The following is a 13540-nucleotide window of genomic DNA, read 5'->3' on the forward strand; positions in this document are numbered from 1 at the left end:
GATGTTCAGTTAATCACGCAGGAAACATCATGTCCGGGAATGAGAATAACCTGATTTGGATCGATCTGGAAATGACCGGTTTAGATCCTGAAATTAATCGCATCATCGAAATCGCCACGATAGTCACGGATGCTAACCTGAATATTCTGGCTGAAGGGCCGGTTTTCGCTATCCATCAAACGGATGAACATATGGCGTTGATGGACGAGTGGAACACTACTACCCATACTGCAAGTGGATTAGTGACGCGGGTTAAGCAGAGTACTTTTGATGAACAGGCTGCCGAGCAAAAGACCATTGAGTTTTTACAGCAGTGGGTGCCTCATGGCTGTTCGCCTATTTGTGGTAACAGTATTGGTCAGGATCGTCGCTTCCTGTATCGTTATATGCCAGAGCTGGAGCGCTATTTCCATTACCGCTATCTGGATGTCAGCACGTTAAAAGAGCTGGCGCGTCGCTGGAAACCGGAAGTATTGGCCGGTATTACCAAGCAGAGTACTCATCAGGCGTTGGATGATATTCGTGATTCCATTGCCGAGCTGGCTTATTACCGTGAGAATTTCATTAAGCTGTAAACTGGCTAAAATCAGGCCAGATAGTTAATGTCTGCTGCTTATTAGAGCATTTTGTCGCTTTAATAAGCAGACAAAAAATAATGTGCGATTTTTTCGATAACAGGGCTTGCGGGGCGAATTAGTTTTCGTATAATGCGCTCCCCGTCACGTTGTTATCTGTATGACGTACGGCCTTCCAAATGCGGGAATAGCTCAGTTGGTAGAGCACGACCTTGCCAAGGTCGGGGTCGCGAGTTCGAGTCTCGTTTCCCGCTCCAGGTTTTTCTAATTTCTTAGTCGTTAATCTTTTTTATTTTTGCTTTTTAAGCGTTGAACTATTTCTTCTACAGATGTTAACTGGTTGGTTTCAACTTGCTGCTGACCGAGGATGAGTATCTTTAATAACGTCGGCACTCCCAGTTTTTGCTCATAAGAAGTAACATCTTGTATTACCGCTTTGGCTTCCTTATCTTGGGTAACAACCATTGGTAAGTCTGATTCTTTAGGTATTATCATAACGTCAGTCTCGTTAGATTTGAGATAAGCTATCAGTCTGTATTTTTTAAAAGATAAATAAAGCCGATATATGTTAATTGGAATAGAGAGCATAAACGGTGATGTACTACTTTCAGGCAAAGTAGCATCTGTCGGGCAACTAAAACAACGAATGATAGCGGTTTTAAGTGACGTGAGTGAAAATGACTTTGTCGCTGTCTTTTGTATCCGCTATGGTTATGATGTTTATCCTTATGATGAGAATATAACGGTAGATTATGTTATTGATTTAGATACTCATCTTGTATATCAACCAATCTGACAGAGATAGCGGTGTTGACTATCTGGCAAAGAAAAGTTGATATTTTTATGGTTGTTACGGATTGTTCATTATTTGTCATCATGGACTGATAGCATGTTATTCAATTTCTTTCGTCAAAAAAATAAGCCTTCTTCAAAGCTATTTATTCACAATATCTCCCATATTAATTTTGCACTCCCTGACTGGGAGCTTTATCGTCAGGATGAAAATAGCGCATCATGGTTTACGCAGCAAAGAGAAGCGGCATTGCTAAGGCTATTTCCGCCATGTAGTTGGCCATTTTTTTGTCATGATATCAGTCAGGCCGAGGCTTACTGGCAGGATGGTGCAAAACAGCAAAATGGAGTGTTGATTGAAATTGATTGCTTCGAAGTAGAAGGTATCCCGGCTTTACGAGGAGTTTTTAAATATCGTAGCCCGGAAACTGGCTCATTAGCTATGTATTACCTAGGCATTATTTGGATACCATTTAAGGATGCATTATATCAAATTAACTATGAAGCGCTGGAAAAAGGAACTACAGGTATAAGAGAAGCTGCTGTATTTGTTGCGACAGAAAAACCTGGATTGCCTGAACAGCAGGACACTGAACTAGTTTCAGCTGAAGAATTATTTGATAAACTGTGTAGCCATGAGGTTAGAAAAATTCCTTCAGATAGCAGGGAATACGATGCCATGTTCCCTGACCATCCATTAAGTAGAGTAAGGTATTGGCTTAATGAATTTCCAACTCAGGTTAAAATTAGTGGAGAGCTAAAACATCAGCCGGTATACACACCAGAGTAGAGATGACTTACCAATACAAATGATGCAATGGCGCTTTGGTCTATTCTGTAATCGTCAGGAAAACGATATCCAAACTCAGACAATCCCTATGGACTGATTTTGGTCAATTGGTGAAAAAATCGTCTGCATTGGTTGCTACAGTTGGCTTTGCGGTTATTTTGACCAGTAAAAATTTTCGTTAAAAGTCTTGCCAGCGTTATGAGTTTAGTACATAATGCAGCGCATCCAAACGCAGGGTGTAGTTATTTTGTTTTTATAATCATAGCGTTATAACAACAAGTTATCTTGCGTAAGGAGTTATCTGCATTGAGATGCGGGAATAGCTCAGTTGGTAGAGCACGACCTTGCCAAGGTCGGGGTCGCGAGTTCGAGTCTCGTTTCCCGCTCCAAATTTCAGATAACAGCATCAGATTTACCTCTCTAATGCGGGAATAGCTCAGTTGGTAGAGCACGACCTTGCCAAGGTCGGGGTCGCGAGTTCGAGTCTCGTTTCCCGCTCCAAATTTTTCTTCGTACGATCCTACTTTTTTACTACGCTCCCAACAATCTCTGTTGATGTTTCGTCATACCGAATTTGCAATATATTCTTTTAGCCATTGATTCGCAGGATCCTTGTGGGAACGCTTGTGTCAGACCATAGTCATCTTACATCCCGCAACCTCAACAGGTGGTTTGATAATTGGTAGCGTCGGGATGTTATTCACTAAACGTAAAGGCAACGTAGCAAGTCGGTCAGAGAGTGACAGCCAGTTCTAAATAAAAGCCCCAGTGTTCCGGGGCTATAATTCTTTCGTTATCAATTAATAAGGAATGTTACTTCCCTCTGATAAACTCCAGTAAATCTTTATTAATCTGGTCTTTGTGCGTGCTGCAAAGGCCGTGTGATGCACCTTTATACACTTTAACGTGCGGGTCTGGCAGCAACTTGATTGCCGCTTCACTGGAGCTTTTTGGTGGCACAATCTGATCGTCATCACCATAAATGACCAGTGTCGGGATGGTCATCTTCTTGAGATCTTCCCGCTGATCGGTTTCAGAAAAGGCTTTTACGCAGTCATAAAGTGCTTTAATAGAACCAGACATCCCTTGTAGCCAGAAGCTGTCGCGCAGGCCCTGCGAAGGTTTTGAATCAGAACGATTGAAACCATAGAAGGTTTCAGACAGGTCTTTAAAGAACTGCGAACGGTCGTCATGGACGCCTTTACGGATACCATCAAACACTTCTTTGGGAAGTCCCGCCGGATTGAAGTCGGTTTTCAACATAATGGGGGGAACGGCACCAATTAATACCGCTTTTGATACTCTTTGAGTACCATGACGCCCTATATAACGGGCAACTTCACCACCCCCGGTTGAATGCCCTACATGTATGGCATCACGTAAATCCAGCGCTTTAGTTAATTCAGCCAGATCGTCTGCATATTGATCCATATTGTGGCCTCCCCATGGCTGCGAAGAGCGCCCGTGTCCCCGGCGGTCGTGAGCTATTACCCGGTAATCATGGGAGGCGAGAAACAACATTTGATCTTCGAAGGCGTCAGAAGAGAGTGGCCAGCCATGACTGAATACTACAGGTTGACCATAACCCCAATCCTTATAGTACAGCGTCGTTCCATCTTTGAGCTTAATCGTATTTGTTGTTGACATCTTTTCGTTCCTTATACGTCTTTGCTAAAGATTGACTTTCAAAATCATGATATTAGAGATGCTAATGACATTGAGTTTTTATGCTCAATCATTTCCTGCAGGAGGAAAATTAAGTGATTTTCCTCCCAACTATTAAGACTAGTACAAAAAGGAGAGGTGAATCGATTTATCGAAATACAACGCTTTCCAAAGAAAACATTCAGATATGCCATGCCGATATATAATCATAACTAAATGATTAATAATGAATTTGTTGTTTCTGGTGTTTACTCTTTTATTGGCATAGAAGTTCAGGAATGGTATAACATCCGGCAGATCAGATTGCTGACACTATGCTGGGGAACCAGCTCCGATAATGTACTGAAAGGGATACTTCGGGGAGCAGTCAGAAAAACACACTCTGTTAGCGTACTTATATCGCACTAAAGCAAGGATAACCTGATGAATTCTATCGTTTCATATACTGACCGCGCAGTTCAAAAACTTAAACAACTTGGCATTATTGTTGCCGGAGAGCCTGAAGCACCGGTCATGACACTGTTGGATGCTATTTCTAACCTTGATAATAATCGTGTAGTTGCCATTGCCCGTACTCTACAACAACAAAGCAGCTTCAACGCTATCGTGCGTGACAACATTATGGGTATGGATATCGCTAACCGTCAGGGCACAATTGTGGCAGCATTCGATTCGATTCGTAATGATGCTCAAAATATGGTGACCTGGCTGGATGACGGTAAGCTGGATCTGGTTGAACGGGTGAAGAATGGCTGGATGGTATTAGTCAGAGGTTCAATTCCCGATCGTTTCAATAAGATCAAAGAAACCTATATGGAGGTTGCCAAAGCCTCATCTGAGCAAATCAGCCGTGAACGTACCATTCTGGATGCCTATCAGGATTTCCGTTTCGGTTTAAAACAGGCGCAGATTGACGCTCAGGAACTACTGACATTGGCGGAAAAGAGTCTGGAACAGTGCAAGACTCAGCTTCAGGCAGCCCATGATGCCAGAGAGAGTGCAACTACCACTGATGCCGCTGAACTGGCTCGTTTAGAGCTAAGCCGCGATGAAGCACTGCGATTGATGCAAAAAGAAGATGAGCGCTACCAGATCGTAAAAGATCTGACTGAAAACTTACTGGTGGCTTATAACTCTGCGGAAGCAGTATTTGCCCGTTTACAGCAAACTTCATCAGTAAAAGAGCGAGTTTATCGCCAGAGCGTCGTGTTTTTCTCTACTAATGAAATCGTATTTACTGCACTGTCAGCCTCGATGACATCATTAAGCGGCCTGTCTGAAAGCACTAAAACGCTGGAAGCTATGAAAGAAGGCATCAACAAAGGTCTGGAAACTATTGCTGAAGCCGGTAACAAGCATCTGGAAGCAGGGCTGCGCGCGGGTTACGGTTCTACTATTAAAGCGGAATCTATTCGCTCGCTGGTTAATGCGATTACCAGCTATCAGGAATCCAGCCATAAGCTAATTGAAGAGCTGCGGGTTGAGTCAACCAACAATGCTAAAGAGCTGGAAAATATCGTAGAAGACGGAAAACGTCGTTTCTCTGAAATTGTGCTGAAGGCTGCCGTTGAATGAGTGAAGTAAAGCTTAGCGATCAGTTAGGTGCAATGGCGATTATTGATGACCTCTATCAGCAGCAGATTGCGTTAGAAGAGCAACTTAATCCTGCCGGGCTACGCCGTAAAATTGCCGAAAAAATCAAAGAGTATTACCAGTCGAGAGGCATGAACATTCAGGACGAACTGATAGAACAGGGCGTAAATGAATGGTTCTCCGATCGACTGCGTTTTCAAATGATTAAGCCTGCATGGCATCAGCGCCTGCTGGCTAAGCTTTACCTTAAGCGTCGAATCTTTGTTTACCTATTTATCGCTGTATTAATTGCGCTGGGCGTCTATTTCAGCGCCGGTTATATGATGACTCGGGTAGTAAAAGATTCGATTGTTAAACAGCAAGAAGCTGAAGTGCAGCTTATTAAGAGCATCGCTGGTTATCAGCGTGAGTTTGATTCGCTAAGTCAGAAACCATTGCGCTATGCTACATCGCAAGGCCAGTCTTTGAAAGACGAGGGGATTAAGCTGATAGCACAGCTGCGCGAGAAGCAGGTTGCTTTCGATCGTACGCTGAATCTGAGCGAATCTTCTCGTCCTGCCCTGTTGGATCAAAAAGAGTATCTGGTGGCTATTTACCAGATGATGGAGAAAGACTATCGCTCATTGGGCGATACGCTAACCCGTTATCAATCGGTAGCAACTAATGACGGGCGTATTCAGCAGGTTGCTGATGCTAAGAGTTTCGAACAGCTGTATCAAAAATATCAGCCGGTTCGTAAAGCGTTTGATACCGCAACCTATGCAGTGGCTAATAACACACCTACTCTCGGCGCTGATATCACTTCACTGGAAACCAGCTACAGAGATGCACTCGATATCCATAAGCTCGCATTGCAGGCCGATAGTGTAGTGAGTTCATTGAATAGCTTGGTTAAATCCCAGCAGGATAAAGAGACGGTTAAAGGCTATGCGGATGCAATTCAGAACGACCTGAGCCTGTTCCGTGTTGCGCAGGCTAAAGAAGCGCTGCAACAGTTAGAGTATTTGAAGCAGCTAGCTCAGACCAATCTGACTTTAACTATTGTTGATCGCGTTGGTGAAAAGTCTGGCGTGGAAAGAACCTATGACGATAGTGGCGGTAAAACTTGGTATGTGGTGGTCGAAGCATTGACTCCGCAAGGGAGACCTTTCCCGCTGTGGCTGACGGATTCTGAAACCGGCAAACTCCGACAGGTGACCATCTTTGGGCTACAAGTACCGCAAAGTGAATATCTGAAAGTCAGAAAAGATAAGATGGATGACGGCCATATTCAAAGTAATCTGGCGGGCAGAAAACCGGTTGGTTCGCTGAATTTCAGCTATGCTCGTTCCAGTAACGGCAAAATCATCATGGAGTGGTAAGTTATGAAAGCTTCTGAAGTATCAAACCTTATCTATAACCATGAGGTTGAGCTGGAAAGACGATCTCGTGAACTGAATACCAATATTATGTTCAGTCGCGAAAAGATCGTGGAGTTAAAAAGAGAACTGATGAGTATCTACCAGCAAATGGCTAAAGTGCTGCTGCTGGAGAGTCCTAACGTTCAGGATATTAACCAGATCAATCAATTGATAGACCAACTGAAAAGCCAGATAGCGGATTTAAATAATCGGTTAAGTTCGTTAAAACAAAAAGCAGAAAAGGATCAGCAGAACTATAACCAGCTAACGGCGGAAGCCGAAGAGTTAGAAAAACGTCGTGACGACCTGCTGTCGCAAGATCCGGCCTTTGTCTCCCTGAATAATAAATATACCCAGGTTGATAATGAGGCATTATCAATTGATGAACTGAGTCATCAAATACAGGAAGAAGCGGATAACAAGTTGACTGAATATGATTCAAACGCTTCGTTTCATTATTTAATCCAGCGTAAGTTCGGCCAGCCTGATTATCGGGGAAAGTGGATCTTCCGTAATCTTGATAACTGGCTGGCTCGTCAGATTGATTTCCCACGTAATTTCCGTAATTACAATATGCTACATGCGATGAAACAGGAAATCGCTAAACGTCAACTGACGATGAATCAGCGACTTGAAGCGCTATCTGCTGAACGCGATACGATGATTGCCGGTGCTGCACAAAACGTAGGTCTGGCGGAGGTCAATCAGCAGTTGGCCCGGTTAGAAAAAGTGCTTGATGAAGGCCACATTAATATTAAAAAGCTGCATGAAGAGCTGCGCAAAAATATCACCGGGGACGGGGTATTATTTGAATCTGTTACCGCTAAGATTGCTGAGGTTATGCAAACACTGCCGCTTGATAGATTAAATACATTGACCTTAAAAACAGAATCATCTTTAGATGATGAATTATTAAAAAGAGTACTGGCAACGAAAAATAGTATTGCTTCGTTTGAGAATGATATTGCTACCCTCTATCCGGAATGGGTAAGGGTTGGTACGGAATACGATCGTATTCATGCAATGGCGCAGAGTTTTATTAATAGCGACTTGAATCGTAGTAAATACCACTATGATATTGGTATGAATCAAATCGAAACTATTTTAGTTTCAATTTTTAGCGGTGATTTTGGTTCCCGCCATCTGTTAGAAATATTAAAAAGCGTCCGGTATGTGCCGAGCAATAATAGTTCCAGTTCTTCCAGCTACAGCTCGAGTTCAAGTTCCAGCTCAAGTTCTTCCGGGGGTTTTTGGTCTACATCCAGCTCGAGTTCCAGCCGTTCATCGTCTTCCCGAAGCAGTTCCAGTCGCTCGTCTTCATCCCGGAGTGGAGGATATAGTTCCTCCTCTTCATCCGGTGGTGGGAGTTTTAGTTCTTCTTCCTCAAGCGGTGGCGGTAAATTTACGACTACTGACAGTTTTTAATTTAAAGCCGGTAGCGAATAATTCTATTTTTTAGTTTTAATATTATTAGTGCTCTTTTCTTCGTTATTTGCAGAGGTATTTTAAATACCTCTGTGAGTCTTTATTTATACGCCTTTTCATTATTGTCAACAGAGTTATCCACAGATTTATTCCATCAGGGGATAAGATTATTACTTAATGAGCTAAAAATTTCAGAAACTTTATAAGTTGAAATTAAAAGGATTTTTAATTTTAAAATTGTTGTTTTGATCGCTTGACGTTTTTTTCGCGATTGATAGATAAAGCCTTTTGATTTTTTTATGCACAAACCACTGGAGTTTTATATTATGCTTTTTTCTCCCTCTTATGAGGTGGATTATGCATCTCTGGGTAATCCTTTTTCTACGGAACGAATAAGCCTTAACTGTTTCGGTGCCAGCACCTCTGTACCTTGTTGTTCCCGCTTTTCCCATTGGCGAGCAAGTGCCCACTCTATATGTTCATCAACAATCGGGTAGAGGCCTTTTCTCTGTTTTAAAGCTTCAATAATTTCAGGCTGATAAGGTGCATTTCCCAGCGCAACGCTGATATTTCTTAGCCACCGCATGTGACCAATTCTGCGAACAGGAGAACCCTCGGTTTTAGATAGAAAAGTAGCCTCATCCCAGGCATATAGTTCTAAAAGCGACGAGTGGTGCAACGTTGGTCGGGGAAGAAAATCTTGTTCTTCAGTAAGCGGTGCTATCCGATTCCATGGGCATCCCAATTGGCAATCGTCACAACCATATATTCGATTCCCCATCAACGGACGTAATTCTTCAGGAATGACGCCTTCCAGTTCGATAGTTAAATAAGAGACGCAGCGTCGGGCATCTACCGTATAGGGCTCAACAATGGCACCGGTGGGGCATAAGGTCATGCAAGCGATACAGCGCCCACATTCTTCAGCTACCGGCTGGTCAATGGGGAGCGGGAGATCAACCAGTAATTCCCCAAGGAAAAACCAGGAGCCCGCTTCGCGGTTAATAATGAGTGAGTGCTTACCTGTCCAGCCAATTCCTGCTTTAGCCGCTAAAGGCCGTTCCATAATAGGTGCGGAATCGACAAAAGGGCGGAAATGTAAATTTTCGCAATGTTGCTGAATTTTCTCTCCCAGCTTTTTTAATCGTTGGCGTAATACTTTATGATAATCGCGGCCTAACGCGTATCGGCTGATGTAACCAATATTCGGATCGGCAAGCGATTTTGCGAACGATGCATGGGGGGGAAGGTAGTTCATACGTACGCTGATAACGCGCAGCGTTCCGGGTTCCAGTTCATGAGGTCTGGCCCGCATCATGCCATAGCGAGCCATCCACGCCATATCGCCATGGTATTGTTTATCAAGCCAGGCTTGCAATCGAGGTTCTTCCAGCGTCAGGTCAGTGTCGCAGATACCAACCTGTTGAAAACCTAGTGCTTGCCCCCATTGCTTGATATGTTGGGCTAATAGATTGAAATCGAGAGGATGTGACATGACAGACCATCAGCAGAAACGGAACAGCATAAGTTTACCACATTCTGTCTTCAGCGCCGACTGGGTACGTGAAAATGAAAAGTCAGGTGCCAGGCACGTTGGTGTTTCTCTCTATCAACTGATGGAACGGGCAGGTGAAGCGGCATTTCTTTTATGTCGTAAACTTTATCCCGATGCCCGGCGCTGGTTAATATTATGCGGGCACGGCAATAACGGTGGCGATGGTTATGTTATTGGGCGCTATGCCAGACAATATGGTATTGAGGTGGCTTTGGTTGGCTGTGGCGATATGCACACATTGCCGCCGGAAGCGCGTCAGGCGAGGGATAACTGGAGCAATAATTATGGTTCTGTATTGCCAGAGAATGCGGCATGGCCAGAGAATTACGATCTAATTATCGATGGTTTATTAGGTACCGGAATTCAGTCTGAACCGTGGGAGCCTTACTCCACTTTAATTCATCGAGCCAATCAGTATCCTGCTCCTATTGTTGCGCTGGATGTTCCTTCCGGTTTGAATGCTAATACCGGCTCGGCAAATGGGGCAGTTATTCAGGCCAGTCAAACATTAACTTTTGTTGCACTAAAATCAGGATTGCTAACCGGACAAGCCAGAAACGTTACCGGAGCGCTGTATTATGATGCTTTAGGATTATCTGACTGGATCAGGGAACAAAAGGCCCCGATTCAACGTCTTACCGTTACCGATCTTCAACGGTGGATTAAGCCCCGTAGTCCCTGTTCCCATAAAGGCGACCATGGCAAGCTGTTGGTGATTGGCGGAGAGATTGGAACCGGTGGTGCTATACGAATGGCGGCAGAAGCTGGGTTACGTACCGGTTCAGGATTGGTGAGAGTATTGACCCGTGCGGAGCATATTGCGCCTGTTTTAGCCGCTCGCCCTGAGTTGATGGTTCAGGAACTGACGGAAGAGAGTCTGGATGCCGGTATCGCCTGGGCTGATGTCATCGCGATAGGACCGGGATTAGGTACCTCTGAATGGGCTAAAGCAGCCATAAAGCAGGTGAGTGCCAGTGAAAAGATAATGCTTTGGGATGCTGATGCGCTTAACTTGCTGGCAATCAGTCCCGATAAACGGCAAAATCGCATCATTACGCCCCATCCAGGGGAAGCCGCCCGGCTTTTGCAGTGTAATATTCAACAGATTGAAAGCGACCGCTTACTTTCAGCTCAGAAGCTGGCTGAACGTTATGGTGGTGTAGTAGTACTGAAAGGTGCGGGAACGGTTATTGCTGACGAAAACCTTCATCTGGCCGTTGCCGACGTAGGTAATGCGGGTATGGCATCTGGCGGCATGGGTGACGTGTTATCAGGTATCATTGCCAGCCTGTCCGGACAGGGTCTTTCTCCGTTTGATGCTGCCTGTGCTGGCTGTGTTATTCACGGCGGTGCAGCAGATATTGTCGCATGGCGACAGGGGGAAAGAGGTATGATAGCAACGGATTTACTGCGGGAAATTCCAAAGCTGGTGAACCCTTGATTAATTGAATGATATTCAGGAATACATGAAAGAATTGGTTTTAACATTAGCCGACGAAGCAGCTACGGTTGCTTTAGGTGCCGCACTGGCGGGTGCCTGTGATAAATCAGGTGTGATTTTTTTACAGGGCGATCTTGGTGCAGGAAAAACTACCTTTAGCCGTGGTTTCCTACAGGCTTTAGGCCATCAGGGGAACGTAAAAAGTCCTACTTATACATTGGTAGAGCCTTATGACTTAGGCAATTTCAATGTTTATCACTTTGATTTATATCGCCTGGCCGATCCGGAAGAACTTGAGTTTATGGGGATCCGCGACTACTTCCAATCAGACAGTCTGTGTCTGGTTGAATGGCCACAACGAGGGAGCGGTATGTTTCCTCAGCCAGATCTGGAGTTACACTTCAGTTATCATGATGACGGTCGACAGGTGGTATTGTCAGCGGGGACCGCACAAGGTGAGCTGATGCTGGCGCGTCTTAATGATATTCACCAGTCTGGTTTACAGGGAAAGTAGCATAATGAAAAAAATCTGGATTGAATTACTCACTCTGGTGTGGTTGGTGATCGCCTGGCCTGCCGGAGCAGCCTCTTTAATTGACGTACAGGTGAATAACAGTGCTTCGCAGGCCAAAGTGACGCTGGCGTTTGATAGCCAGCCAATATATGCCTATTCCAGCCAGAAAAACCCGGCCCGAGTGTTGATCGATGTGCGTCAAAGTGGGCGTGCCGTTCAGGGATTACCGCTGAAGTTTAGCGGTCAAAATATTGTGAATCGCATTAGCTCTGGTACCCCAAAAGACAACAACAGTATTCAGCTGGTTTTTGAACTCAAACAGAATGCCACGGTAAAAGCCAGTTCCAGTAAGCAGGGTGCTCAATATTGGGTGGTGTTTACTATTCAGGCTGAAAAACAGGCGGTACCAAAAACAGCGGCGACCAATACCAGCAATAAGGCTACTCCTGCTAAAACGTCTACCACTAAAACTAACCAGTCTAAAACTTCAACCGCTACTACCGGGCGTAATCCTTTCTCTGGTGATGCCATGGCACCACAAGATGATGTGATTGTTAAAACCGAGAGTCGTCCTGCCCGGGTTAGAAATAGTAGTGGTGAAAAGATTGTGATTGCTATCGATGCCGGCCACGGTGGAAAAGATTCCGGAGCGGTTGGTTTAAATGGGCTGCAGGAAAAGACGGTTACGCTTTCCGTTGCCCGTAAGCTAAAGGCGCTGTTGGATAACGATCCTGACTACAAAGCGGTATTAACCCGCGATGGTGACTACTTTATTTCTGTTATGGGGCGTTCCGACGTAGCTCGTAATAAAAATGCCCATCTGCTGGTTTCTATTCATGCGGATGCGGCACCTAACCGCAATGCGACAGGTGCTTCCGTTTGGGTGTTATCTAATCGCCGGGCTAATACAGAACTGGGGCGCTGGCTGGAACAGCATGAAAAGCAATCTGAGTTACTGGGTGGCGCAGGAGATGTATTGGCAAACAGCGAAGATAACCCCTATTTAAGTCAGGCAGTGCTGGATTTACAATTTGGTCATTCGCAACGCGTGGGCTATGACGTGGCGGTGAAAGTCTTGACTGAAATGAGACGTATTGGTTCATTGCATAAACGCAGTCCGGAACACGCCAGTTTAGGCGTATTGCGCTCGCCAGATATTCCTTCTTTGCTGGTAGAAACAGGATTTATTTCGAATACCGGTGAAGAGCGTTTATTAGGTAGTGCAGATTTCCAGAATAAACTGGCACAGGCTATCTATAAAGGTATTCGCAGTTATTTTCAGGCCCATCCACTAGATTCAGCAACTCCGGTGAAAAAGACCAGTGCTATCCAGAAAGGTAAAGCACCAACTGAGCAAACCAAAGCACTGGCAAGCAATAAAAATAAGGAAAATAGCGGTAAAACATCAGTTCATGTGGTGAAACGCGGTGAAACCTTATCACAAATTGCAGTAAGCTATGGTTCAACCACCAAAATGCTGACAGAACTCAATTCATTGAAAAAAGCGGGAGTTTGGGTTGGTCAGCGCTTGAAAGTACCGGCAACGGCCCCCATAACTAATCAGGTAGCGGCTTCTGTAGGTAAAAAAGAGACTAAATCTGTTAAAAAGACAACTGATATCCGCAAGCATAAGGTGGTTCAGGGTGATACTCTGTCAGGTATCAGTAGTCAATACGGCGTTAGCATCGCAGATTTAAAGCAGCATAATAAAATGACGTCAGATGAAGTTCGTTTAGGGCAGGTTCTGACTATATCAAGTTCATAAATATCGGGTTTATTATCAGGAGTTG

The 13540-nt window shown here is 44.5% G+C and carries 12 protein-coding genes and 3 tRNA genes; 12 read left to right on the forward strand and 3 right to left on the reverse strand.

Features of this window, described 5'->3' with window-relative positions:
- The first annotated feature begins 29 nt into the window (after nucleotides 1-29).
- Nucleotides 30-575, forward strand: coding sequence for an oligoribonuclease (gene orn, locus EKN56_RS01550; RefSeq protein WP_130590202.1), 546 nt, complete (start codon nucleotides 30-32; stop codon nucleotides 573-575).
- A 181-nt stretch (nucleotides 576-756) separates the two neighbouring features.
- Nucleotides 757-832 (forward strand) — tRNA-Gly (locus tag EKN56_RS01555).
- A 22-nt stretch (nucleotides 833-854) separates the two neighbouring features.
- Here the strand turns inward: EKN56_RS01555 and EKN56_RS01560 are convergent.
- Nucleotides 855-1070: an antitoxin, Phd family protein gene (locus tag EKN56_RS01560; RefSeq protein WP_246019924.1), complete on the reverse strand. Its 216-nt coding sequence runs from the start codon at nucleotides 1068-1070 to the stop codon at nucleotides 855-857.
- 70 nt (nucleotides 1071-1140) lie between these two features.
- Here EKN56_RS01560 and EKN56_RS20815 point away from each other — a divergent pair, with 70 nt between their 5' ends.
- From EKN56_RS20815 to EKN56_RS01575, 4 genes are all read left to right on the forward strand, one after another.
- Complete coding sequence (locus EKN56_RS20815) at nucleotides 1141-1371, forward strand: hypothetical protein (protein WP_168189565.1); 231 nt, start codon at nucleotides 1141-1143, stop codon at nucleotides 1369-1371.
- 93 nt (nucleotides 1372-1464) lie between these two features.
- Nucleotides 1465-2157: a hypothetical protein gene (locus EKN56_RS01565; protein WP_130590203.1), complete on the forward strand. Its 693-nt coding sequence runs from the start codon at nucleotides 1465-1467 to the stop codon at nucleotides 2155-2157.
- Nucleotides 2158-2470: 313 nt separating this feature from the next.
- Nucleotides 2471-2546 (forward strand) — tRNA-Gly (locus tag EKN56_RS01570).
- Between the two features lie 36 nt (nucleotides 2547-2582).
- Nucleotides 2583-2658 (forward strand) — tRNA-Gly (locus EKN56_RS01575).
- A 312-nt stretch (nucleotides 2659-2970) separates the two neighbouring features.
- Here EKN56_RS01575 and EKN56_RS01580 read toward each other — a convergent pair.
- Entirely contained in the window at nucleotides 2971-3804 is an 834-nt protein-coding gene (locus tag EKN56_RS01580) for an alpha/beta fold hydrolase (protein ID WP_130590204.1), read from the reverse strand.
- Nucleotides 3805-4245: 441 nt separating this feature from the next.
- Between EKN56_RS01580 and EKN56_RS01585 the strand changes: the two genes are divergently transcribed.
- Genes EKN56_RS01585 through EKN56_RS01595 form a run of 3 tightly spaced genes read left to right on the forward strand, consistent with a single transcriptional unit; the run spans nucleotide 4246 to nucleotide 8240 of the window.
- Entirely contained in the window at nucleotides 4246-5397 is a 1152-nt protein-coding gene (locus tag EKN56_RS01585) for a merozoite surface protein 3b (protein WP_246019926.1), read from the forward strand.
- Nucleotides 5394-6776, forward strand: coding sequence for a DUF6384 family protein (locus EKN56_RS01590; protein ID WP_130590206.1), 1383 nt, complete (start codon nucleotides 5394-5396; stop codon nucleotides 6774-6776). The genes EKN56_RS01585 and EKN56_RS01590 overlap by 4 nt, the downstream gene beginning before the upstream one ends.
- A 3-nt stretch (nucleotides 6777-6779) precedes the next feature.
- On the forward strand, nucleotides 6780-8240 hold the full coding sequence (locus EKN56_RS01595) for a coiled-coil domain-containing protein (RefSeq protein WP_130590207.1): 1461 nt from the start codon (nucleotides 6780-6782) through the stop codon (nucleotides 8238-8240).
- 355 nt (nucleotides 8241-8595) lie between these two features.
- Here EKN56_RS01595 and queG read toward each other — a convergent pair whose 3' ends face one another.
- Complete coding sequence (queG, locus tag EKN56_RS01600; protein ID WP_130590208.1) at nucleotides 8596-9735, reverse strand: tRNA epoxyqueuosine(34) reductase QueG; 1140 nt, start codon at nucleotides 9733-9735, stop codon at nucleotides 8596-8598.
- Here queG and nnr point away from each other — a divergent pair.
- From nnr to amiB, 3 genes are read left to right on the forward strand one after another with little or no spacing between them, the layout of a single operon-like run.
- A complete protein-coding gene (gene nnr / locus EKN56_RS01605; protein WP_130590209.1) occupies nucleotides 9734-11236 on the forward strand; it encodes a bifunctional ADP-dependent NAD(P)H-hydrate dehydratase/NAD(P)H-hydrate epimerase in 1503 nt (500 codons plus the stop codon). The genes queG and nnr overlap by 2 nt on opposite strands.
- Nucleotides 11237-11261: 25 nt before the next feature.
- Nucleotides 11262-11750, forward strand: coding sequence for a tRNA (adenosine(37)-N6)-threonylcarbamoyltransferase complex ATPase subunit type 1 TsaE (gene tsaE / locus EKN56_RS01610; protein WP_130590210.1), 489 nt, complete (start codon nucleotides 11262-11264; stop codon nucleotides 11748-11750).
- Between the two features lie 4 nt (nucleotides 11751-11754).
- Nucleotides 11755-13515, forward strand: coding sequence for an N-acetylmuramoyl-L-alanine amidase AmiB (gene amiB, locus EKN56_RS01615; protein ID WP_130590211.1), 1761 nt, complete (start codon nucleotides 11755-11757; stop codon nucleotides 13513-13515).
- The last annotated feature ends 25 nt before the right edge of the window (nucleotides 13516-13540 follow it).

It is taken from the genome of Limnobaculum zhutongyuii, assembly GCF_004295645.1.
GTDB classification, from domain to species: Bacteria; Pseudomonadota; Gammaproteobacteria; order Enterobacterales; family Enterobacteriaceae; genus Limnobaculum; species Limnobaculum zhutongyuii.